Source organism: Paraburkholderia tropica, assembly GCF_914484835.1.
GTDB lineage: Bacteria > Pseudomonadota > Gammaproteobacteria > Burkholderiales > Burkholderiaceae > Paraburkholderia > Paraburkholderia tropica_A.
Window position 1 is genome coordinate 17346 of the sequence record NZ_CAJZAR010000072.1, and the last position, 21186, is coordinate 38531.

Genomic DNA, 21186 nt, shown 5'->3' on the forward strand with positions numbered 1-21186 from the left:
TTGCGTCGGGCGCGTTACTCTGTATTCGACTTCGCTGCCGTTCGACGTTCGTTAAAACATCGAAAGCGGCGCGAAAACTTCAATCTTAGCTCGCCTGGCCGATCGGCGACACCGCCACCACCGGAATCGCGGACACCGACGTGATGTGCAGTCCGCATTCCTTCGTGTCGCGCGACTCCCACCACCAGCGGCCCGCGCGGCTGTCTTCGCCGGGACGGATCGCACGCGTGCAGGGTTCGCAGCCGATGCTCGGATAGCCGCGCGCATGCAGCGGGTTCACCGGCACGTCGAAGGCGCGCAGATAGTTCCACACATCGGCTTCGGTCCAGTCCGCAAGCGGATTGAACTTGTCGATGTTGCGCGCTTCGTCGCGTTCTTCCTCGTGCAGCTCCGCGCGCGTGACCGACTGCTCGCGGCGCTGGCCCGTGACCCACGCCGACACGCCCGACAGCGCGCGGTTGAGCGGCTCGACCTTGCGGATCTCGCAGCAGCGCTTGCGCAGATCGACGCTCTCGTAGAACGCGTTCAGGCCGTGCTGCGCGACGTATTCGTCCACCGCGTCCTGCTGCGGAAGGAACTGTTCGATCGCGTAGCCGTAGCGTTCGCGCACCGTGTCGAGCATGCCGAGCGTTTCGGCGTGCAGGCGGCCCGTGTTCAGCGAGAAGATGCCGATCTTCACGCCGCGCGACAGGATCGCGTGCGTGAGCAGCATGTCTTCGGCGGCGAGGCTGCTGGCTAGCTTGACGTCGGCGTGACGCGCGGCGATCGAGTCGAGCAGCGCATCGAGCCGCTCGATCTTCGCCTGCAGGTCAGCCGTGACTTCGCTGGCTGCGGTAGAAGCGGTGCTCATGCTGCCGAACCCGCTTGTGCCGCTTGTGCCGCACGGCGGCGGAACAGCGGCGACGGTTCGTCGAACGCGCCCTGGTACTGCACCGTGAATTCCGTGAACGCCTTCAGCGCGTCGTGGATGTCCTTGTCGGCGCGCAGCGCGTAGGCGTCGAAGCCGCAGCGCTCGTAGAAGCGCAGCTGGTCGCGCAGCACGTCGCCGATCGCGCGGATCTCGCCCTTGTAGCCATAACGCTCGCGCAGCAGACGCGCGATCGAATAGCCGCGGCCGTCGCGGAACACCGGGAAGTCGATCGCGATCAGCGCGATCTTGTCGAAGTCGGCGACCACGTCAGCCGGTTCGCTGTCCGGCGCGAGCCACACGCCGAGTTCGTCCTTGCCGCGCGCGGCCAGCGCGTCGCGGTTGGCCTGCCAGTACGCGAACGGAACCAGCACCTTGCCTGCGGGCAGCGCAGCCACGTCGGGCAGCACGCCGTCTTCCGCGGCGCGCACGACCTGCCAGCTGTCTTCAACGATCTCGCGATTCTTGATGATCAATGCCATTGCTTAACTCTCGTATCTCGTTGCGGGCGGATCAGGCGTGGGCCGGCTGGCGCGATGCGTACACGCGCTCCTTGAACGGGCCCATGCCGATGCGGTCGTACGTGTCGATGAAACGCTCGCCGTCGATGCGGTTTTCGACAAACGTGTCGATCACCTTCTGCACCACGTCGGGCATCTCTTCCGCCGAGAACGACGGGCCGATCACGCGGCCAAGGCGCGCGCCGTTGGCGCCGGTGCCCTGCTCACCGCCGAGCGTGACCTGATACCACTCCGAACCGTCCTTATCCACGCCCAGCACGCCGATATTGCCGACGTGGTGATGACCGCACGCATTAATGCAGCCCGAGATGTTGAACGTCAGGTCGCCCAGGTCGTAGACGAAATCGAGGTCGCTGAAACGCTGCTGGATCGCTTCGGCGATCGGCAGCGACTTGGCGTTCGCGAGCGAGCAGAAGTCGCCGCCCGGGCACGCGATGATGTCGGTCAGCAGGCCGACGTTGGCCGTCGCGAAACCGACTGCCTTCGCCTTTTCCCACAGCGCGAACAGGTCCTGCTTCTTCACGTCCGCGAGAATCAGGTTCTGCTCGTGCGAGACGCGCACCTGGCTGAACGAGTACTCGTCGGCCCAGTCGGCCACGGCTTCCATCTGCACGTCGGTCGCGTCGCCGGGGGCGATGCCCTGCGGCTTGAGCGAGAGCGTGACCGAAGCGTAGCCCGGCACGCGGTGCGGACGCACGTTGCGCTCGACCCAGCGTGCGAACGCGCGGTTTTCGAGCAGATGCTTTTCGTACGAGGTGTCGGTGTCGGTCAGCTTTTCGTAGGCCGGCGGCGCGAAGTATTGCGACACGCGGTCCACTTCAGCCTGCGTGATCGTCGACGGGCCGTCCTTCAGGTGCTGCCACTCTTCTTCCACTTGCTGCGCGAACTTCTCGGGCGACAGCGCCTTCACGAGAATCTTGATACGCGCCTTGTAGAGGTTGTCGCGGCGGCCATAGCGGTTGTACACGCGCAGCACGGCTTCGCAGTAGGTCAGCAGATGCTGCCACGGCAGGTCGCGCTTGATGATCGCGCCGATGATCGGCGTACGGCCCAGACCGCCGCCCGCGAGAATGCTCGCGACGACTTCGCCCTGCTCGTTGCGGTCGAGGTAGACGCCCAGATCGTGAATCTGCACGGCGGCGCGGTCTTCCTTCGAACCCGAAACGGCGATCTTGAACTTGCGCGGCAGCCACGCGAATTCGGGGTGGAACGTCGACCACTGACGCATGATCTCGGCCCACGGACGCGGATCGATGACTTCGTCGGGCGCGACGCCCGCGAACTGGTCGGCGGTGATGTTGCGGATGCAGTTGCCCGAGGTCTGGATGCCGTGCATCTGGACCGACGCGAGCTTGCGCAGGATTTCGGGCGTTTCTTCGAGCTTGATCCAGTTGTACTGGATGTTCGAGCGCGTCGAGAAGTGGCCGTAACCGCGGTCGTGCTCGCGCGCGATGGTGCCGAGCATGCGCATCTGGTCGCTGCGCAGATTGCCGTACGGAATCGCGATGCGATGCATGTAGGCGTGGCGCTGGTAGTACAGGCCGTTTTGCAGACGCAGCGGGCGGAATTCTTCTTCGCTCAATTCGCCCGACAGGCGGCGGCGAACCTGGTCGCTGTATTGCGCGACGCGCTCGTCGACGATGGTCTGGTCGTACTGATCGTATTGGTACATTCGGGGACCCCAGGGTTGTATCAATCGCGGCGTTCCGGTTACGCCGCGCTCTCCGACTTCGACTTCGCTATTTCTGTTCCAGCCCGACCGGCACCTTCAACTCGCCGGTCATTTGCTAATGACCAAAACAGATATCCATATTGGAAAAGTTGGGGAAATGGTAATAAACTCGCCTTATATTTCAAACGATTCAAAAATCAGGTTGATATGCCAAGGGGTTATATATGAACCTCCACCAGTTCCGCTTCGTGCGCGAGGCCGTGCGCCAGAATTTCAACCTCACGGAAGCGGCGAAGGCCCTGTATACCAGTCAGCCCGGCGTCTCGAAGGCGATCATCGAGCTGGAGGATGAATTAGGGGTCGAAATCTTCACGCGCCACGGCAAACGCGTGCGCTCGCTCACGGAACCCGGCCGGATCATCCTCGCCTCCGTGGAGCGCATTCTTCAGGAAGTGGAGAGCCTCAAGCGCGTAGGTAAGGACTATGCGGCCCAGGATCAAGGCAACCTGGTGATCGCGGCCACGCACACGCAGGCGCGCTACTCGCTGCCGGGCGCCATCGCCGAGTTCAAGCGGCGCTTCCCGAAGGTCCACCTTTCGATTCTGCAAGGTAGCCCGACCCAGGTCGCGGAGATGGTGCTGCACGACCAGGCCGACCTGGCGATCGCCACCGAGGCGATCTCCAACTATAAGGAACTGGTCTCGCTGCCCTGCTTCACCTGGCATCACGTGGCCGTGATGCTACCCGATCATCCGCTGCTGGAACGCAAGCCGCTCTCGCTCGACGATCTGGCCCAATTTCCGCTGATTACCTACGACAACGCGTTCGCGGGCCGCACCAAGATCAACGAGGCGTTCCGCCTGCGCGGGCTCTCGCCCGACATCGTGCTCGAAGCCATCGACGCGGACGTGATCAAGACCTATGTGGAACTGGGTCTGGGCGTGGGGATCATGGCCGATATCGCCTTCAACGCCGAGCGCGACCGCCATCTGCGCGCCGTGCCGGTGGGGCACCTGTTCGGCAGCAACGTGACGCGCGTGGCGCTCAAGCAGGGCGCGTATCTGCGCAGTTATGTCTACACGCTCGTGGAACTGCTTTCGCCGAGCCTGAACCGCAAGCTGATCGAACAGGCGCTCAAGGGCGAGCACGAGACCTACGAGCTGTAAGCGAAGGGAATGTTGGCGACAGGCACGCCGGATGTGGGGTCGGCGGCCCGTCGGCGGCCGCGCCGCGCTCACTCAGGTTCACACCCACTACTAACTAGATAGAACGCTTCTCGCTTTTTTCCTTCCTGGAGACCGCTGCATGAAGTCGTATCTGCGTCTGAGTCGTCTGAGTTCCCTGCGCCCTGCCTTTCGTCCACTGGCCGTCGCCGCCGCCTTCGCGCTCGGCGCTGCCGCCCCGGCCGCGCACGCCGACCTCAAGGTGGGCATCGACCTGTCGAGCACCGGCCCCGCCGCCGCCATCGGCATCACGAGCAAGAACGCCATGCTGATGTGGCCGCCGACCATCGCCGGGCAGAAAGCCGATTACATCGTGCTCGACGACGGCTCGGACCCAGGCGCCGCGGTGCGCAACATCCGCAAGCTCATCAACGAGGATCACGTCGACGTGATCGTCGGGCCGAACATCACGCCCGCCGCGCTCGCGGCGCTCGACGCCGTGGCCGAAAGCAAGACGCCGATGATCACGCTGGTGGGCTCGGCTTCCGTGGTCGAACCGCAGCAAGGCGCGCGCACCTGGGCGTTCAAGATGGCGCAGACCGACGCCGCGATGGCCGACGTGATGACGCGCTACATGGCCGCGCACGGCGTGAAGACGGTGGGCTTCATCGGTTTCGCGGACAGCTACGGCGATAGCTGGCTCAACGAGTTCACGAAATTCGCGAAGGAACGCAACCTCCAGATCGTCGCGACCGAGCGCTTCAACCGCAGCGATGCGAGCGTGACCGGCCAGATCCTCAAGCTGATCGCCGCGAAACCCGACGCCGTGCTGATCGCGGGCGCGGGCACGCCGACCGTGCTGCCGCAGCGCACGCTGGTCGAGCGCGGCTACAAGGGCGCGATCTATCAGACGCATGGCATTGCCACGCCCGAATTCATCAAGCTGGGCGGCAAGGACGTGGAAGGCACGCTGTTCCCGACCCAGCCCGTGGTGGTGGCGCGCACGCTGCCCGCCGACCAGCCCGCGCAGAAAGCGGCGCTCGCTTTCGTGGATGCCTATGAGGCCAAATACGGCCCCGGCACCGTCACGCAGTTCGCGGGCGACGCCGCCGGCGTGTACCCGCGCCTCGCGGACGCCGTGACGCGCGCGCTCAAGACCGCACAGCCCGGCACCGAGGCGTTCCGTGTGGCGCTGCGCAGCGAACTGGAGCACGCGCACGAACTGGTCGTGCCCAACGGCGTGGTCAACACGAGCGAGAAGGACCACGTGGGTCTGGACCAGCGCGCGAGCGTGATGGGCACGATCCGCGGCGGGAAGTTCGTGTATCTGGCGCAGTGAGTTGGTGAGGCGACATGAAGCGGCGCTAGCTTCGGCGCGCGCGCCGCTTCGCGAAATGCGCCTCGACCGCCTCGGCCTCCACGGCGGGGCGCGGGTCTTCGAGCGCTTCCCGCACTTTCGCGCGGAACCACGCGTCGTGCGTGGCCGGATCGACGGCGAAATCGACCGGCAGCGCGCCCTCGTTCGCGACGCGCGTCAGCAGGATGCGCACGGCATCCGACACCGTGAGCCCCATCTTTTCCAGCACCACCGTGGCGCGCTCTTTCAACGCCGGATCGATGCGGACCTGTACCAATGCGCTTGCGCCCATCGCCTGACTCCCTCGCGTGGTAATCGACGCCGCATTGTAATTCAACTGTATGACGTTAGACATGAGCATCCTTGAAGCGTGTTAGACACGCCGCAAGTTTTGCCCTGTCCCGAAATACGCGCCATTCATCCGAATGGCTAACGAGCTAACGATGCTCGCCGATCCGCGAACTCACGCGAGCGCGCGCCACGCCCCGTCGGCGGCACTACTGGCCAGCACCGCTTCGATAAAGCGCAGCCCGGCCACGCCGTCGTCGACGGTCGTGAGCAGACGGCTTGCGGGCGGCGGCGGCTGACCCGCGTCGCGCGCGCGGATCTGCGCCGCCGCGTCGCGGTACAGCTGCGCGAACGCTTCCAGATACCCTTCGGGATGCCCCGGCGGCACGCGCGTCGCGTGCGATGCCGCCGCGCCCGTCACGCGTCCGCGCGTGAGCCGCTGCGCCTCGCCGCCCTGCGGCGTGAGCCACAACACGTTCGGTTCCTCCTGATCGAACGCGAGCCCCGCCTTCGTGCCGTAGACGCGCAGCCGCAGCGCGTTCTCCGCGCCGCTCGCCACCTGGCTCGCCCACAGCATGCCGCGCGCGCCGTTCGCGTAACGCAGCATCGCCTGCACGTGATCGTCGATACGCCGTCCCGGCACGAACGTATGCACCTCCGCGGCGACCGCCACCGGCTCCATACCACTCACGAACGCCGCCAGCTGATACGCATGCGTGCCGATATCGCCGAGACAACCGGCCGGGCCCGCCAGCGCCGGATCGGTACGCCAGCTCGCCTGACGATTGCGGCTGTCGGCGCCGCCCTGCTCGATCGGATTCGCGAGCCAATCCTGCGCGTACTCCACCTGCACGACGCGCACCTCGCCCAGTTCGCCCGCCGCCACGAGTTCGCGCGCGTGACGCACGAGCGGATAACCGGAATACGTATGCGTAAGCGCGAACACCACGTTCGCGTCGCGCGCGTGCCGGGCGAGCGCGCGCGCTTCGTCGAGCGACACCGTCAGCGGCTTATCGCAGATCACGTGGATGCCCGCATCCATGAACGCATGCGCAACGCTCGCGTGCAGATGATTCGGCGTAACGATCGCAACCGCGTCGATGCCATCCGTGCGCCCGCCCTCCTCGCGCGCCATCTCGCGCCAGTCGGCGTAACTGCGCGCGAGGCCGATCGCTTCGGCGCTCGCCTGTGCGCGGGCCGCATCCGACGACAACGCGCCCGCCACCAGTTCGAAGTCGTCGTCGAGACGCGCCGCGATCCGATGCACCGCGCCGATAAACGCGCCCTCGCCGCCGCCCACCATGCCGAGTCTCAATCTGCGTGTCATTACCTTGCTCCTGGTTGTCCTCCGTTACCTGTCAGAGACCCAGCACGCCTTTCAGTTGCGCGTCGTCCACGCCGCTGCCCGCGAAGTCGTCGAACGCATGCTCAGCCACGCGGATCAGATGCCGCTTGATGAACTCCGCGCCCTCGCGCGCGCCGTCGTGCGGATGCTTGAGCGCGCATTCCCATTCGAGCACCGCCCAGCCCGGAAAGTCGTACTGCGTGAGCTTCGAGAAGATCGCGCCGAAATCGATCTGCCCGTCGCCGAGCGAACGAAAACGTCCCGCGCGCTCGACCCAGCCGCTGTAGCCGCCATACACGCCCTGCTTGCCCGTGGGCCGGAACTCCGCATCCTTCACGTGAAAAGCCTTGATGCGCGCGTGATAGATGTCGATGAACGCGAGGTAATCGAGCTGCTGAAGCACGAAATGGCTCGGGTCGTAGAGGATGTTCGCGCGCGGATGATCGTCCACGGCGGCGAGAAAGCGCTCGAAGGTCACGCCGTCGTGCAGGTCCTCGCCCGGATGCAGTTCGTAGCAGACATCGACGCCCGCTTCGTCGAACGCATCGAGTATCGGCCGCCAGCGGCGCGCGAGTTCGTCGAACGCGGCCTCGACGAGACCGGACGGACGCTGCGGCCACGGATACACATACGGCCACGCGAGCGCGCCCGAAAACGTCACGTGCGCGCTCAAGCCCAGATTGCGCGAGGCGCGCGCGGCCAGCTTCAGTTGATCGATGGCCCACGCCGTGCGCGCCTCGCGATTGCCGCGCACGTGCGGCGCGGCGAAGCCGTCGAACAGCGCGTCATACGCCGGATGCACGGCCACCAGTTGCCCTTGCAGATGCGTCGACAACTCGGTGATCGCGATGCCCGCATCGTCGGCGGTCTGACGCAGCTCGTCGCAATACGCCGTGCTCGTGGCCGCCTGTTCGAGATCGATCAGGCGCGTATCGGTCGGCACCTGAATGCCTTTGTAGCCCAGCTGCGCGGCCCACTGCGCCATATGCGCGAAGCTGTCGAACGGCGCTTCCTCGCCCAGAAACTGGGCGAGGAAGATCGCCGGACCCTTGAGTGTTTTCATCGGTCCGAATCCTCGGCTGGGCCGCCGCGCCTCGCGCGAACGCCACGCGATGCCACGCGACGCAACACAACGCGGCGGCGGTTAACTCACGAAGAAGCTCGCGCGTTCAGAACGGCGAATCCGGGAAATAGAACTGCCTGGCGTTCTCCTTCGTGATCAGCACCGAAGGAATGATCGTGGTCGGCGGCAGCGACTTGCCCGCGAGCCGCGCCTCGGCCGTGAGCTTGATCGCGTCGTAGATGAACTTCGGCGAATACGACACGTCGGCCTGAATCAGCGGATCGCCGTCCATCACGCGCTTGACCATATCCTTCGAGCCCGCGCCGCCGAACACGATCTTGATGTCACTGCGTTTGGCCTGATCGATGGCCTTGAGCACGCCCACGGCCATGTCGTCGTCGGCGGCCCAGACGGCGTCGATGTGCTTGAAGCGCGTGAGAAAGTCCTGCATGGTCTTGAAGGCGTCGTCGCGATTCCAGTTCGCATACTTCGCGTCGAGAATCTTCATGCCCGGATAGTTCTTCAGCACCGCCGTGAACGCGTTCCAGCGCTCGTTGTCGAGCGTGGTCGGAATGCCGCGCAGCGCGACGATATCGCCCTTGCCGTTCAACTGCTTCGCCAGATACTCGGCGGGAATCTTGCCGAACGCCGTGTTGTCGCCGGCCACGTAGGCGTCCTGCGCGCTCTTGTCGGTCAGGCCGCGATCGACCACCGTCACGTAGACGCCCTTCTTCTTCACCTGCGCAACCGGCTGCGTGAGCGAAGCCGATTCATACGGGAAGATCACCAGCGCGTTGATCTTGTTGACGGTCACGAGGTCCTGCAACTGGTTCGCCTGATCGGGCGCATTGGCCGCCGTCTTGACGATGATCTTCAGGTCGGGATGCGCCTTCTCCAGATCCTTCTTCGCCTCGTTCGCCCACCAGACGATGCCGCCCGTGAAGCCGTGGTCGGCCGTGGGGATGGCGACGCCGAGCGTCACCTTGTCGTCGGCGCGCGCCGGGGTTGACGTGAAAGGCGAAGCGAACATCGCCGCCACGCCGAGCGTCAGCGCGCCTGTCCACATCGCACGAATCGTATTCTTCATGATGCCGTCTCCGATGATTGTTGTGCGGGCGCGCACGCCCGTCCTGTGAAAGCGTCTTGCACCGACGTTTTTGATTCGCCATCCGAAACAATTTCGACTCGACCGCCTACCGCCTGCCACGCTGCAAAAACGCCACGGCGATAATCGCCACGCCCTGCACCGCCGCATTCAGATACACGCTGATGATGCTGGTGAGATTCAGAATGTTCGCGATCACTGAAAGCAGGATCGCGCCGACCACCGTGCCCGCCACGCGCCCTTCGCCGCCCTTGAGCGCCGTGCCGCCCACCACCACGGCCGCGATCGCCTCGAGTTCCCACAAGATGCCCGTGGTCGGCGTGGCCGAGCCGAGGCGCGGCACGTAGAGCACCGTCGCCACGCCCACGCACAGGCCGAGCAGCACGTAAGTCGCGCACTTCACGCGATCGACGCGAATCGCCGCATAACGCGCGACCTGCTCGTTCGAGCCGATCGCCTGCACGTGCCGCCCGAACGCCGTGCGGTTGAGCACGAGCGCGCCGCCCGCCGCCATCGCCGCGAACACCCACACGGGCACCGGCACGCCGAACAGGCTCGCGTAATACACAGGCCCGTAGAGATCGACGAGATTGTTTTGCAGCGTGAGCGCGCCGCCGTCCGCGAGCCACGTGAGCACGGAACGGAAAATGCCCAGCGTGCCGAGCGTGACGATGAATGGCTCGATGCGTCCGCGCGTGATCAGCAGCCCATGCGCGAGGCCGAACATCGCGCCCAGCACGAGCGCGATCGCCATGCCGATCGCAACGATCGCGAGCGGCGCGAACGCATGACCGCCCACGCCCGCCGCGAGCGTGTTCATCACCCAGATCATCACGCCCGCGATCAGCGCCGCCATCGAGCCGACCGACAGATCGATGCCGCCCGAGATGATCACGAAGGTCATGCCCACCGCGATGATGCCGATGAACGAGGTGCGCGTGAGCACGTTGAGCAGGTTGTCGACGGTGGCGAAGTCGCGGTTCAGCAAGGTGCCGACCACGCACAGCGCGACGAGGCCGATCAGCGGCCCGACGCCCGCGAGCCGGTGCGCGAGCCGCACGACGAAGCGCCGCGTGCGCGCGTGGGCGCTCGCCGCTTCAGTGGGTGCCGGTTGCATGGGCGATCAGCTCCTCTTCGTTCAGATGTTCGTGTCCGAGCGTGGCGACGAGCCGTCCCGCGCGCATCACCGCGACGCGATGCGCGAGCCCGATCAATTCGATCAGCTCCGACGAGATCACCACCACCGCGCGCCCCGAGGCCGCGAGCCGCTCGATCAGGAAATAGATGTCGCGTTTCGCGCCGATATCGACGCCGCGCGTGGGTTCGTCGAGCACGATCACGCGCGGATCGGGCTGCAGGAATTTGGCGAGCGCGAGCTTCTGCTGATTGCCGCCCGAGAGCATGCGCGCGCGGCTCGACAGGTCGCCGGTGCGAATGCCGAAGTCGCGCACCGCTTTTTCCAGCGCGGCGCGCGCGGCCTTCAGATCGAGCAGCGGATGGCCGTAGCGCTCGAGCGTCATCAGCGTGAGGTTGTCCTGCAGGCTCAGATTCAGATGCAGACCCTTGCCCTTGCGGTCCTCGCTCAGATACGTGAGGCCGTGGCGCATGGCGTCGCGCGGATGCTTGAGCGTGACCGCGCGTCCGCCGATTTCCACTTCGCCCGCGTGCTTGCGGCGCAATCCGACCAGCGCCTCGAAAGCCTCGCTGCGGCCCGCGCCCACGAGTCCCGCGAAACCAAGTATCTCGCCCGCGCGCACCTCGAAGCTCAGGTCCTCGACCCAGCCCGGCACGGTCAGGCCGCGCACGCGCAGCGCGACGGGCGCATCGTCGGCGGCGATGCGCTTGTCGGGGAACATGTCGGAGACGTCGCGGCCCACCATCAGGTTCGCCATCTGCTGGCGCGCGAGTCCCGCCGTCGCGCTCGCGGCCACGAAGCGGCCGTCGCGCATCACGATCACGTCGTCGGTGATGCGCTCCACTTCGTCGAGCTTGTGCGAGATGTAGACGATCGTCGCGCCGTCCGCGCGCAGCTTCGTCATCAGCGTGAAAAGGCGCGCGGTTTCGCTCGGCGTGAGCGTGGCCGTGGGTTCGTCCATGATGAGCAGGCGCGCGTGGCGCGCGAGCGCCTTGGCAATCTCCACGAGCTGCTTTTCGGCGACGATCAATTCGCGCACGGGCGTGTCGGGATGGCGTTCGAGCCCGACCTGGGCGAGCAGCGCGCGCGCTTCGCGGCGCATCGCGGTGTCGTCGACGAACAGGCCGCGCTTCTTTTCGTGGCCCAGAAAGATGTTCTGCGCGATCGTCAGATGTTCGGCGAGATTGAACTCCTGATGGATCAGCACGATGCCCGCGGCTTCGGCGGCGCGTGAGCCGTCGAACTGGCAGGCGCGGCCGTCGACGAGCATCTCGCCCGCGCTCGGGCGCTCGTAGCCCGCGAGGATCTTCATCAGCGTGGACTTGCCCGCGCCGTTCTCGCCGAGCAGGCCATGAATGCGGCCCGGCGCGAGTTCGAAGCTCACGCCGTGCAGCACGCGCACGGGGCCGAAGTCCTTGCGGATATCGTTGAATCGCACGGCGACGCTCATGGCCGCTCGCTCCTCCGGTTCGGGCGGGGTCCGGCGGGCGGCGCGCACGTTGTACGACCGGTGCGACGCCGCCCGCCTTCTCTCGCGGGTCTCCTCAGCTAATCACTTTTGTCCTGCGTTCAAACAGGTTCAATCACGGCGACGCTCGCTCAAGCACGCTCAAGCGCTTTGCCTTACCACCAGTCGATGCGGCAGCAACACGCCCGGCACGCTCGCGCGCGGATCGGCGAGCCGCGTCAACAACAGGCGCGCGGCCGTCTCGCCGAGCGCGCGCATCGGTTGCGCGATGGTCGTCAGCGGCGGATCGATCTGCGCGGCCAGCGCGATATCGTCGAAACCGACCACGGCGACGTCCTCGGGCACGGCCCAGCCGGTGCCGCGCAAGCCGTTCACGACGCCCACCGCGAGCGTGTCCGAAACGGCGAAGATCGCGTCCGGCTTCGCCGCGCGCGACCCGCGTTGCTGCATGAGCGCGGCGGCGGCCTGCGCGCCCGCGTCGTAATCGAGACAGTTCAGGTTCACGCGCCACGCCTCGCGCGGCTCGATGCCCGCCTCGGCGAGCGCGGCGAGGTAGCCGTCGCGGCGCTGCTGCGCATACTGATAGTGATCGTCGGAATTGATCAGCGCGATGCGCCGCCGTCCGCGCGCGATCAGATGGCGCACCGCGTCGCGCGCCGCCGCGAAGTTGTCGATGCCCACGTAAGGCACGCCCGCGGCCGGATCGAACTCGCAGCACGCGACCCACGGCAGCGCCGGTTCGTGCGCGGCGGCGCGGTTGGCCTGCTGGACCGTCGCCGGATCGAGGCAGATCGCGCCGTCCGCGCGATGGCGGCGCAGCAGGTCGAAGTAGCCGCGCTCGCGGCCCGCGTCGGCGCCCGTGTCGCAGAGCAGCATGAAATAGCCGTGCTGGCGCGCGACGCTGTCGATGCCGCGCACGATCTCCGCGTAAAACGGGTTGCCGAAGTCCGGCACCATCGTCAGCAGCAGGCGGCTTTCCGCCGTGCGCAGATTGCGCGCGAGTTCGTTGACGCGGTAACCGCTCGTCTCGATCTCGGCGAGCACGCGCTCGCGCGTGGCGGGCCGCACGTTGGCGTGACCGTTGAGCACGCGCGACACCGTGGCCACCGAGACGCCCGCGCGCCGCGCCACCGAGGCGATCGAGCCGCCGCGACCTTCGCCGCCGTCGTCGCGCTCACCATCGACGCCCTCGCCCGCGTCGGCGAGACGCGCCGGATCGGCGTGGGCGGCATGCGGCTGGGCGGGAATCGTCATGGCGATGGCGGTCGATGGGAGCCGTTCGTGGCCATTCTTGGCCGTCCTGCTTCGGGAAAATGTAATCGATTACATTTTTGATACGCGGACGGCGAAACTTCAAGGCGCACGGAGCCAGGACAAATACTGATCCCGCGCCGGCCCGGCACTGCCGACGGGCAGACGCCGCCGCAAAGGCCTTTGGTACAATCTCGCGATTGCCTGGCACCGTTTTTCGCGGCGGTCCGCGAGACCCGCTCCGCTCGATCAGCGCCAGGCAGCCTGTCCAAATCCGTGTCGAACCGAACTTCAACCCGAACTTCGAACCGAACCATAACGCCGAGTCACCATGAACATCGAACAAGCGCGTTTCAACATGATCGAACAGCAGATTCGCCCCTGGGACGTGCTCGACCAGGACGTGCTGAATCTGCTCTCGATCGTCAAGCGTGAGCATTTCGTCCCCGCGGCCTATGTCGATATCGCGTTCGCCGACCTGGAACTGCCGCTGCCCAATGGCCAGCACATGCTCGCGCCGCGCGTCGAAGCGCGCGTGCTGCAGGAACTCGCGGTGAAGAAGCACGAAAGCGTGCTCGAAATCGGCGCCGGTTCGGGCTACATGGCCGCGCTGCTCGCGCACCGCGCGCAGCAGGTGCTGACGGTGGAAATCGACACGGAACTGGCCGAATTCGCGCGCGCCAACTTCGTGAAGAACGGCGTGCTGAACGCCGAAGTCGCGGTCGGCGACGCCGCGCGCGGCTGGGCCGCGAACGCGCCCTACGACGTGATCTGCGTCTCGGGCGGCCTGCCGGTCGTGCCGCAGGAACTGCTGGAGCAGCTCAAGGTCGGCGGCCGTCTGGCGGCCTTCGTCGGCAGCGCGCCGGTCATGGAAATGCAGATCATCACGCGCATGGACGAAAAGCAGTACCGCATCGCGGGCGTGTTCGAAACTTACGTCGAGCCGCTGCAAAACGCCGTGCAGCCGTCGCGCTTCAAGTTCTAAAATGGTCGCCGGGCCGCGCGTGCGGCCCGTTACCGTATTCGTATTCCGCTGGTTCCGTTTATCTTCCGATTGAGTCTCCCATGCAGATCCTGACCGCCCCCGCCCTCGCCGAATGGCTCGCCGACTCCGCGCGCCCGGCGCCCGTCCTGCTCGACGTGCGCGAGCCGTGGGAGATCGAGACCGCGAAGATCGACGGCAGCATCTCGATCCCGATGGCGCAGATCCCCGCGCGCAGCGAAGAACTCGACGACGACGCGCAGATCGTCTGCATCTGCCATCACGGCGCACGCAGCGCGCAGGTCGCGATGTTCCTCGAATCGCGCGGCCATACGCAGGTGTTCAACCTGCAAGGCGGCATCGACGCGTGGTCGCGTCAGGTCGACCCGAAGGTGCCGACGTACTGATCGCGGCGGGATCGGCGCAACGCCGGTCCGCTTGAGGTCGATGTCACGCATCGCCAGAAGGGCGCGGCTCATCCCGCGCCCTTTTGCATTTCTGCGCGTGTCTCTCTATCACGCGTAACACCCAGGCCGCCCCGGCCCGCCTCTGTCCATCTCCTTGTCTGCACAACGATGTAGCGCGCGGACAGCCTTCCCTGCCTGTTGAATGCATCGGGCATGCACCCGAGATGCACACGAACACCTCGCCATGCACTGCGCGCGACGCATGCACCGCGACGGTCACCCCGCGCCACGCACGCGCGCACTGCAACGATGCAGCGCGCCCGAAAGCGCGTCCCCTTGCACCAGATTCGCCCGCGCATCGCGCGCCGCATTCGCAAACTTGCGTGCGCCCTCATCCGCCGAGGCCCGCGCGACGCTTGCCCGCGCACGCCGGGCGCGTTCCACGCGGGTGCATCGCGCAAAACACACGCGCTGGCATAGCCTTTGCAGTAACAACCCCGCAAGGCTGGACACACCAACGGGGGCGCGTAATCAGACGCGCCGAGACCCACGACTTCACCCATAGGGGCATCTACATGAAACGTCGCAGTCTGTTGAAACTCGGGACGATGTCGGGCGCACTCGCCGTAGCGGGACGCGTGCCGTTCGCACAAGCTGCCGACACCGGCAGCGGGCCGATCAAGGTCGGCATTCTGCATTCGCTCTCGGGCACGATGGCGATCTCGGAGACGTCGCTCAAAGACACCGCGTTGATGACGATCGCCGACATCAACAAGAACGGCGGCGTGATGGGGCGTCAGATTCAGCCCGTGGTGGTCGACCCCGCATCGAACTGGCCGCTGTTCGCGGAGAAGGCGCGCCAGCTGCTCACCCAGGACAAGGTCGCGTGCGTGTTCGGCTGCTGGACCTCGGTCTCGCGCAAGTCGGTGCTGCCGGTGTTCGAGGAACTGAACGGCCTGCTCTACTACCCGGTGCAGTACGAAGGCGAGGAAATGTCGCGCAACGTGTTCTACACGGGCGCCGCGCCGAACCAGCAGGCAATTCCGGCCGTGGAATATCTGATGAGCGCGGAAGGCGGCGGCGCAAAGCGCTTCTTCCTGCTCGGCACCGACTATGTCTATCCGCGCACGACCAACAAGATCCTGCGCGCCTTCCTGCACTCGAAGGGCGTGCAGGACGCCGATATTCAGGAGGTCTACACGCCGTTCGGTCATAGCGACTATCAGACCATCGTCGCGAACATCAAGACCTTCTCGCAGGGCGGCAAGACCACCGTCGTCTCCACCATCAACGGCGACTCGAACGTGCCGTTCTACAAGGAACTCGGCAACCAGGGCATCAAGGCGACCGACGTGCCCGTGGTCGCGTTCTCGGTGGGCGAAGAAGAACTGCGCGGCATCGATACGAAGCCGCTCGTCGGCCACCTCGCGGCGTGGAATTACTTCATGTCGGTGAAGGGCGGGCAGAACACGAAGTTCAAGGAACAGTTCGAAGCGTGGGTGAAGGCGAACAATCTGCCGGGCGGCAGCAAGCGCGTCACCAACGATCCGATGGAAGCGACCTTCGTCGGCATCCATATGTGGAAGCAGGCGGTCGAAAAGGCCAAGAGCACCGATGTCGACAAGGTGCGCACGGCGATGATCGGCCAGACCGTGGCGGCGCCTTCGGGCTTCACGCTGACGATGGACGGCAACCATCACCTGCACAAGCCGGTGATGATCGGCGAGATTCGCGGCGACGGCCAGTTCAACGTCGTGTGGCGCACCAAGACTGCGATCCGCGCGCAGCCTTGGAGCCCGTTCATCGCCGGCAACGAAGGCAAGCCGGACGTCGTCAGCCAGGACGTGCTGCCGAACTTCCTGCGCCGCTCGCGCACGGCCTGATCGTACGGTCGTCATGCCTGCCACGCGCGGCGCGTCTCTAGCGCCGCGCGCGTTCTGCCCACGGGCCGCCGCGCCAGACGTCGCTTCCCCTGTCGTTCGCGCGGCGCGGCGGCCCGCATCATAAAGACCTCATCATGGCTCTCTCATTCCCGAGGTTCGCCCGCGTGCTCGGCAACGTCACGCTGTGCATGACGTTCTGCGCCGCGTTCGCCACGTCCGCGCACGCGCTCGAAGCCGCCGATGTCGCCCCGCTCGGCGGCGACGACTTCGACGCCAAGGCCGCCGCCGTCGACAAGCTGATCGCCACCCACGACGCCGCCTCGCTCGCGCTGCTCAAGGCGCTCGCCGACGACAACGTCAGCGCCACCGATGCCGGCGAAGTGCTCGTCACCGACGGCGACACCGCGCGCGACGCCGCCACCGGCAAACCGGTCGCCGCCGACGTCGCGTCGAGCGCGCAGCCCATCACGCTGAACAATCTGCTGCGCTCGAAAGTCGCGGGCGCGGTCTCGGGCCTGCAACTCGCCTCGCCCGATCTGGAAACGCGCCGCGCGGCCATCGCGGAGCTGCTGAAGAATCCCGATCCGTCGATGAAGCCGATGATCGACGCCGCGCGCGCCAAGGAAACGGATCCCGCGCTCAAGCGCCGCCTCGACACGCTCTGGGCCATGACCGCGCTGCGCGATCCGAACGCGGCCACGCGTCTCGAAGCGACGAAGCTCGTCGCGGCGCGCCACGATCTCGACATGTATGAACTGCTGCGCCCGCTCGTCGCGAAGAACGCGAGCGGCGCCTTCAACGAACCCGATGCCGATGTGCGCGCCGTCGCGCAACAAGGCATCGACGCGCTCGACTCGATCCAGCGCCGCAGCGAAATCGCGGGCACGCTGTTCGCGGGTCTCTCGCTCGGCAGCGTGCTGCTGCTCGCGGCGCTCGGCCTCGCGATCACGTACGGCCTGATCGGCGTGATCAACATGGCGCACGGCGAGTTTCTGATGATCGGCGCGTACGCCACCTATGTCGTGCAGACGCTGTTCCAGCGCTACGCGCCGGGCGCGTTCGACTGGTATCCGCTGCTGGCGATTCCGGCCTCGTTCGTCGCGGCCGCGCTCGTGGGCGCCGTGATCGAGCGCCTCGTGATCCGCCATCTTTACGGACGTCCGCTGGAGACGCTGCTGACCACCTTCGGCATCAGCCTGATCCTGATTCAAGCCACGCGCATGATCTTCGGCGCGCAGAACGTGCAGGTCGAAAACCCCGCGTGGATGAGCGGCGGCGTGACCGTGATGCAGAACCTGATCCTGCCGTACAACCGCCTCGCGATTCTCGCGTTCGCGCTGATCGTGGTCGGCATCGCGTGGACCGTGCTGACGAAAACGCGCCTCGGCCTGTTCGTGCGCGCCGTCACGCAGAATCGCCGCATGGCCGCCTGCGTGGGCGTGCGCACCGCGCGCGTCGATGCGTGGGCGTTCGCGTTCGGCGCGGGCATCGCTGGACTCGGCGGCTGCGCGCTCTCGCAGATCGGCAACGTCGGCCCGGACCTCGGCCAGAGCTACATCATCGATTCGTTCATGGCCGTGGTGCTCGGCGGCGTGGGCCAGATCGCCGGCACCGTGATCGGCGGATTCGGGCTCGGGCTCGTCTCGAAGGCCATCGAGCCGTTCTGGGGCGCGGTGCTCGCGAAGATCGCCGTGCTCGTGCTGATCGTCCTCTTTATCCAGAAGCGCCCGCAGGGCCTGTTCGCCCTCAAGGGCCGCAGCGCGGAGGCTTGATCATGACGACCGCCACTTCCACTTCGCCGCGTCCTTCGCTCGCGCCGCACGACGGCAGCGCCGAGACCTTCGCGCTCGGCCTGCCCGCGCGCCCCGCCCTGCTCTCGCGGCGCGCGTGGCTCGCACTCATCGCGCTGATCATCGTGATGGGCGTGGGCGTGCCGCTGTGCGCGCTGGTGCTGCCGCAATCGAGCGCGCTGCATCTCTCGGCCTACACCATGACGCTCGCGGGCAAGCTCATGTGCTACGCGATCGCCGCGCTCGCGCTCGATCTCGTCTGGGGCTACTGCGGCATCCTGAGTCTCGGCCACGGCCTGTTCTTCGCGCTCGGCGGCTACGCCATCGGCATGTATCTGATGCGCGAGATCGGCCATGACGGCAAGTACGGCAGCGATCTGCCCGACTTCATGGTGTTTCTCGACTGGCACAGCATGCCGTGGTACTGGAGCGGCACGCAGCATCTCGGCTATGCGCTGCTGCTCGTGGTGCTCGTGCCCGCCGTGGTCGCGTGGGTGTTCGGCTTCTTCACGTTCCGCTCGCGCGTGAAGGGCGTGTATCTGTCGATCATCACGCAGGCCATGACCTTCGCGGCGATGCTGCTGTTCTATCGCAACGAGACCGGCTTCGGCGGCAACAACGGCTTCACCGATTTCAAGCGCATCGCGGGCATGCCGATCACGCATCCGGGCACGCGCACGGTGCTGTTCCTGCTGACCTTCGCCACGCTCGTGCTCGCGTTTCTCGCGGCGCGCGCGATCGTCACCTCGAAGCTCGGGCGCGTGGTCACGGCCGTGCGCGACGGCGAAACGCGCCTGATGTTCCTCGGCTACAGCCCGCTCGGCTACAAGCTGTTCATCTGGACCGTCTCGGCGATGTTGTGCGGCATCGCGGGCGCGCTCTATGTGCCGCAGGTCGGCATCATCAATCCGAGCGAAATGTCGCCGGGCAACTCGATCGAAATGGCGATCTGGGTAGCCGTGGGCGGACGCGGCACGCTGATCGGCCCGATCATCGGCGCATTCGCCGTGAACGGCGCGAAGAGTTTCTTCACCGCCTACTTCGCCGAATACTGGCTGTTCTTCCTCGGCCTCATTTTCGTGCTCGTGCCGCTGTTGCAGCCCAACGGCATCATGGGCCTGATCGAACTCGCCGCGCGGCGCCTGAAGCTCGCGGCAGGAGGCAAGCGCTCATGAACGGACACATCATGCTCAACGATCCGCTCAATCACAATCCGTTCGACGAGGAAGGCCTCACGCTCTCGGGCGTCGCCGATATGGGTCACGTGGTCGAGCCCGGCGTGATCGACACCTCGCACGGCACGATCCTGTATCTCGAAGACGTGACCGTGAGCTTCGACGGCTTTCGCGCGCTCAACAAGCTCTCGCTGGAGATCGACTCGGGCGAGCTGCGCTGCGTGATCGGCCCGAACGGCGCGGGCAAGACCACGATGATGGACGTGATCACCGGCAAGACCTCGCCCGATTCGGGCAAGGTGTTTCTCGGCCAGACGCTCGACCTCACGCGCATGAACGAACCGGCGATCGCGCGCGTGGGCATCGGCCGCAAGTTCCAGAAGCCGACCGTGTTCGAGCAGCATCCCGTGTGGGAAAACCTCGAACTCGCGATGAAGGCCGACAAGGGCTGGTTCGCCACGCTGCGCGCGCGACTCGGGCGCGACGCGCAGGCGAAGATCGAACAGACGCTCGAAACGATCCGCCTCGAAAGCGACGCGCGCCGACTCGCGGGCGAGCTTTCGCACGGCCAGAAGCAGCGCCTCGAAATCGGCATGTTGCTGATGCAGAAGCCGCAACTGCTGCTGCTCGACGAACCCGCCGCCGGCATGACCGACGACGAGACGATGGAACTCGCCGCGCTGCTCAATCGTCTGCGCGGCAGCTGCTCGATGATGGTGGTCGAGCACGACATGGAATTCGTCGCGGCGCTCGCGGGCGAGACCGGACGCGTGACCGTGATGGCCGAAGGCCGCGTGCTCGCGCACGGCACGCTCGACGAGGTCAAGCGCGACGAGACAGTGATCGAATCGTATCTGGGCCGCTAAGCCGCTTCCACCAAGCCCGACAAGGCATCGACATGCTCACAATCGAATCGCTGAACCAGTATTACGGCGGCAGCCACATCCTGCGCAACGTCTCGATGACGGTGCCCGAAGGCGAACTCACGGTGCTGCTCGGACGCAACGGCGTGGGCAAGACCACGCTGCTGCGCTGCCTGATGGGCGTGGTGCCGACGAAGAACGGCAGCATCGCGTGGGGCGACACCGCACTCACGAAAATGCCCACGCATGCGCGCGTGGCGCATGGCCTCGCGTATGTGCCGCAAGGGCGCGATATCTTTCCGCGTCTCACGGTCGAGGAGAATCTGCTGGTGGGCGCGGCGAGCAAGAAGCGCATGCCCAAGGGCGTGCCCGAGCACATCTACACGCTCTTTCCCGTGCTCAAGGACATGAAGGCGCGGCGCGGCGGCGATCTCTCGGGCGGCCAGCAACAGCAGCTTGCCATCGGCCGCGCGCTGATGAGCGAACCGCAACTGCTGATTCTCGACGAGCCGACCGAAGGCATTCAGCCTTCCATCATTCAGGAGATCGGGCGCACGCTGCGACGGCTCGTCGAAGAAATGAACCTCACGGTGCTGCTGGTCGAGCAGTATTACGACTTCGCGAAGGCCATCGCCGATCGTTACTGGGTGATGAGCCGTGGCGAGATCGTCGCGGGCGGCGCGGGCGCGCAGATGGATGCGGACGGCGTGCGCGAGCTGATCGCCGTTTAATCAGGCAATCACGCGGATTTTGCACCGGTCGGGACGCGCGGCCTCGCATGCTATCCTCCACGCCAACTTCCGCACTGGTC

The 21186-nt window shown here is 66.1% G+C and carries 19 protein-coding genes; 9 read left to right on the forward strand and 10 right to left on the reverse strand.

The window, feature by feature from the left end:
* Positions 1-85 precede the first annotated feature (85 nt).
* The 3 genes from LDO54_RS27600 to LDO54_RS27610 are packed head-to-tail and all read right to left on the reverse strand — an operon-like array spanning position 86 to position 3100.
* Positions 86-850, reverse strand: a complete 765-nt coding sequence (locus LDO54_RS27600) for a phosphoadenylyl-sulfate reductase (RefSeq protein ID WP_224013964.1) — start codon at positions 848-850, stop codon at positions 86-88.
* Positions 847-1389, reverse strand: coding sequence for a DUF934 domain-containing protein (locus LDO54_RS27605; RefSeq protein WP_224013966.1), 543 nt, complete (start codon positions 1387-1389; stop codon positions 847-849). Before LDO54_RS27605 ends, LDO54_RS27600 begins: the two co-directional genes overlap by 4 nt.
* A gap of 31 nt (positions 1390-1420) precedes the next feature.
* On the reverse strand, positions 1421-3100 hold the full coding sequence (locus LDO54_RS27610) for a nitrite/sulfite reductase (RefSeq protein WP_224013968.1): 1680 nt from the start codon (positions 3098-3100) through the stop codon (positions 1421-1423).
* A gap of 224 nt (positions 3101-3324) precedes the next feature.
* Here LDO54_RS27610 and LDO54_RS27615 point away from each other — a divergent pair, with 224 nt between their 5' ends.
* Entirely contained in the window at positions 3325-4266 is a 942-nt protein-coding gene (locus tag LDO54_RS27615; RefSeq protein WP_224013970.1) for a CysB family HTH-type transcriptional regulator, read from the forward strand.
* Between the two features lie 139 nt (positions 4267-4405).
* On the forward strand, positions 4406-5602 hold the full coding sequence (locus tag LDO54_RS27620; RefSeq protein ID WP_224013972.1) for an ABC transporter substrate-binding protein: 1197 nt from the start codon (positions 4406-4408) through the stop codon (positions 5600-5602).
* Positions 5603-5627: 25 nt separating this feature from the next.
* Here LDO54_RS27620 and LDO54_RS27625 read toward each other — a convergent pair whose 3' ends face one another.
* The 7 genes from LDO54_RS27625 to LDO54_RS27655 all read right to left on the reverse strand — a co-directional run bounded on the left by LDO54_RS27625 (position 5628) and on the right by LDO54_RS27655 (position 13278).
* Positions 5628-5912: a type II toxin-antitoxin system RelB/DinJ family antitoxin gene (locus LDO54_RS27625; protein ID WP_224014073.1), complete on the reverse strand. Its 285-nt coding sequence runs from the start codon at positions 5910-5912 to the stop codon at positions 5628-5630.
* Positions 5913-6083: 171 nt separating this feature from the next.
* A complete protein-coding gene (locus LDO54_RS27630; RefSeq protein WP_224013974.1) occupies positions 6084-7235 on the reverse strand; it encodes a Gfo/Idh/MocA family protein in 1152 nt (383 codons plus the stop codon).
* 31 nt (positions 7236-7266) lie between these two features.
* The gene (locus LDO54_RS27635; RefSeq protein WP_224013976.1) at positions 7267-8316 is read right to left on the reverse strand and encodes a sugar phosphate isomerase/epimerase family protein; all 1050 of its coding nucleotides are present in this window, start codon (positions 8314-8316) and stop codon (positions 7267-7269) included.
* A 106-nt stretch (positions 8317-8422) separates the two neighbouring features.
* Positions 8423-9403, reverse strand: a complete 981-nt coding sequence (locus LDO54_RS27640) for a substrate-binding domain-containing protein (RefSeq protein ID WP_224013978.1) — start codon at positions 9401-9403, stop codon at positions 8423-8425.
* 106 nt (positions 9404-9509) lie between these two features.
* Positions 9510-10538 (reverse strand): ABC transporter permease, encoded by a 1029-nt coding sequence (locus tag LDO54_RS27645; protein WP_224013980.1) that lies wholly within the window; start codon positions 10536-10538, stop codon positions 9510-9512.
* Positions 10519-12006, reverse strand: a complete 1488-nt coding sequence (locus tag LDO54_RS27650; protein WP_224013981.1) for a sugar ABC transporter ATP-binding protein — start codon at positions 12004-12006, stop codon at positions 10519-10521. The genes LDO54_RS27645 and LDO54_RS27650 overlap by 20 nt, the downstream gene beginning before the upstream one ends.
* Before the next feature lie 159 nt (positions 12007-12165).
* Positions 12166-13278, reverse strand: coding sequence for a LacI family DNA-binding transcriptional regulator (locus LDO54_RS27655; protein ID WP_224013983.1), 1113 nt, complete (start codon positions 13276-13278; stop codon positions 12166-12168).
* A gap of 328 nt (positions 13279-13606) precedes the next feature.
* On the opposite strand from LDO54_RS27655, the gene LDO54_RS27660 reads away from it, so the two are divergent.
* The 7 genes from LDO54_RS27660 (at position 13607) to urtE (ending at position 21106) form a co-directional block, all read left to right on the forward strand.
* The gene (locus tag LDO54_RS27660) at positions 13607-14260 is read left to right on the forward strand and encodes a protein-L-isoaspartate O-methyltransferase family protein (RefSeq protein ID WP_224013985.1); all 654 of its coding nucleotides are present in this window, start codon (positions 13607-13609) and stop codon (positions 14258-14260) included.
* Positions 14261-14340: 80 nt separating this feature from the next.
* The gene (locus LDO54_RS27665) at positions 14341-14664 is read left to right on the forward strand and encodes a rhodanese-like domain-containing protein (protein ID WP_065057301.1); all 324 of its coding nucleotides are present in this window, start codon (positions 14341-14343) and stop codon (positions 14662-14664) included.
* A gap of 575 nt (positions 14665-15239) precedes the next feature.
* Entirely contained in the window at positions 15240-16547 is a 1308-nt protein-coding gene (gene urtA, locus LDO54_RS27670) for an urea ABC transporter substrate-binding protein (protein ID WP_224013987.1), read from the forward strand.
* A 188-nt stretch (positions 16548-16735) separates the two neighbouring features.
* Positions 16736-18319 (forward strand): urea ABC transporter permease subunit UrtB, encoded by a 1584-nt coding sequence (urtB, locus tag LDO54_RS27675; protein WP_224014075.1) that lies wholly within the window; start codon positions 16736-16738, stop codon positions 18317-18319.
* A gap of 2 nt (positions 18320-18321) precedes the next feature.
* Entirely contained in the window at positions 18322-19512 is a 1191-nt protein-coding gene (gene urtC, locus LDO54_RS27680; RefSeq protein WP_224013989.1) for an urea ABC transporter permease subunit UrtC, read from the forward strand.
* Between the two features lie 11 nt (positions 19513-19523).
* On the forward strand, positions 19524-20378 hold the full coding sequence (gene urtD, locus LDO54_RS27685; protein ID WP_224014077.1) for an urea ABC transporter ATP-binding protein UrtD: 855 nt from the start codon (positions 19524-19526) through the stop codon (positions 20376-20378).
* Positions 20379-20410: 32 nt separating this feature from the next.
* Positions 20411-21106, forward strand: coding sequence for an urea ABC transporter ATP-binding subunit UrtE (urtE, locus tag LDO54_RS27690; protein ID WP_224013991.1), 696 nt, complete (start codon positions 20411-20413; stop codon positions 21104-21106).
* Positions 21107-21186 lie beyond the last annotated feature (80 nt).

What these genes read in the sequence shown, in the direction of transcription:
- LDO54_RS27600 (WP_224013964.1), bottom strand. Translation starts at nt 850, where the DNA reads ATGAGCACCGCTTCTACCGCAGCCAGCGAAGTCACGGCTGACCTGCAG.
- LDO54_RS27605 (WP_224013966.1), bottom strand. Translation starts at nt 1,389, where the DNA reads ATGGCATTGATCATCAAGAATCGCGAGATCGTTGAAGACAGCTGGCAG.
- LDO54_RS27610 (WP_224013968.1), bottom strand. Translation starts at nt 3,100, where the DNA reads ATGTACCAATACGATCAGTACGACCAGACCATCGTCGACGAGCGCGTC.
- LDO54_RS27615 (WP_224013970.1), top strand. Translation starts at nt 3,325, where the DNA reads ATGAACCTCCACCAGTTCCGCTTCGTGCGCGAGGCCGTGCGCCAGAAT.
- LDO54_RS27620 (WP_224013972.1), top strand. Translation starts at nt 4,406, where the DNA reads ATGAAGTCGTATCTGCGTCTGAGTCGTCTGAGTTCCCTGCGCCCTGCC.
- LDO54_RS27625 (WP_224014073.1), bottom strand. Translation starts at nt 5,912, where the DNA reads ATGGGCGCAAGCGCATTGGTACAGGTCCGCATCGATCCGGCGTTGAAA.
- LDO54_RS27630 (WP_224013974.1), bottom strand. Translation starts at nt 7,235, where the DNA reads ATGACACGCAGATTGAGACTCGGCATGGTGGGCGGCGGCGAGGGCGCG.
- LDO54_RS27635 (WP_224013976.1), bottom strand. Translation starts at nt 8,316, where the DNA reads ATGAAAACACTCAAGGGTCCGGCGATCTTCCTCGCCCAGTTTCTGGGC.
- LDO54_RS27640 (WP_224013978.1), bottom strand. Translation starts at nt 9,403, where the DNA reads ATGAAGAATACGATTCGTGCGATGTGGACAGGCGCGCTGACGCTCGGC.
- LDO54_RS27645 (WP_224013980.1), bottom strand. Translation starts at nt 10,538, where the DNA reads ATGCAACCGGCACCCACTGAAGCGGCGAGCGCCCACGCGCGCACGCGG.
- LDO54_RS27650 (WP_224013981.1), bottom strand. Translation starts at nt 12,006, where the DNA reads ATGAGCGTCGCCGTGCGATTCAACGATATCCGCAAGGACTTCGGCCCC.
- LDO54_RS27655 (WP_224013983.1), bottom strand. Translation starts at nt 13,278, where the DNA reads ATGACGATTCCCGCCCAGCCGCATGCCGCCCACGCCGATCCGGCGCGT.
- LDO54_RS27660 (WP_224013985.1), top strand. Translation starts at nt 13,607, where the DNA reads ATGAACATCGAACAAGCGCGTTTCAACATGATCGAACAGCAGATTCGC.
- LDO54_RS27665 (WP_065057301.1), top strand. Translation starts at nt 14,341, where the DNA reads ATGCAGATCCTGACCGCCCCCGCCCTCGCCGAATGGCTCGCCGACTCC.
- urtA (WP_224013987.1), top strand. Translation starts at nt 15,240, where the DNA reads ATGAAACGTCGCAGTCTGTTGAAACTCGGGACGATGTCGGGCGCACTC.
- urtB (WP_224014075.1), top strand. Translation starts at nt 16,736, where the DNA reads ATGACGTTCTGCGCCGCGTTCGCCACGTCCGCGCACGCGCTCGAAGCC.
- urtC (WP_224013989.1), top strand. Translation starts at nt 18,322, where the DNA reads ATGACGACCGCCACTTCCACTTCGCCGCGTCCTTCGCTCGCGCCGCAC.
- urtD (WP_224014077.1), top strand. Translation starts at nt 19,524, where the DNA reads ATGCTCAACGATCCGCTCAATCACAATCCGTTCGACGAGGAAGGCCTC.
- urtE (WP_224013991.1), top strand. Translation starts at nt 20,411, where the DNA reads ATGCTCACAATCGAATCGCTGAACCAGTATTACGGCGGCAGCCACATC.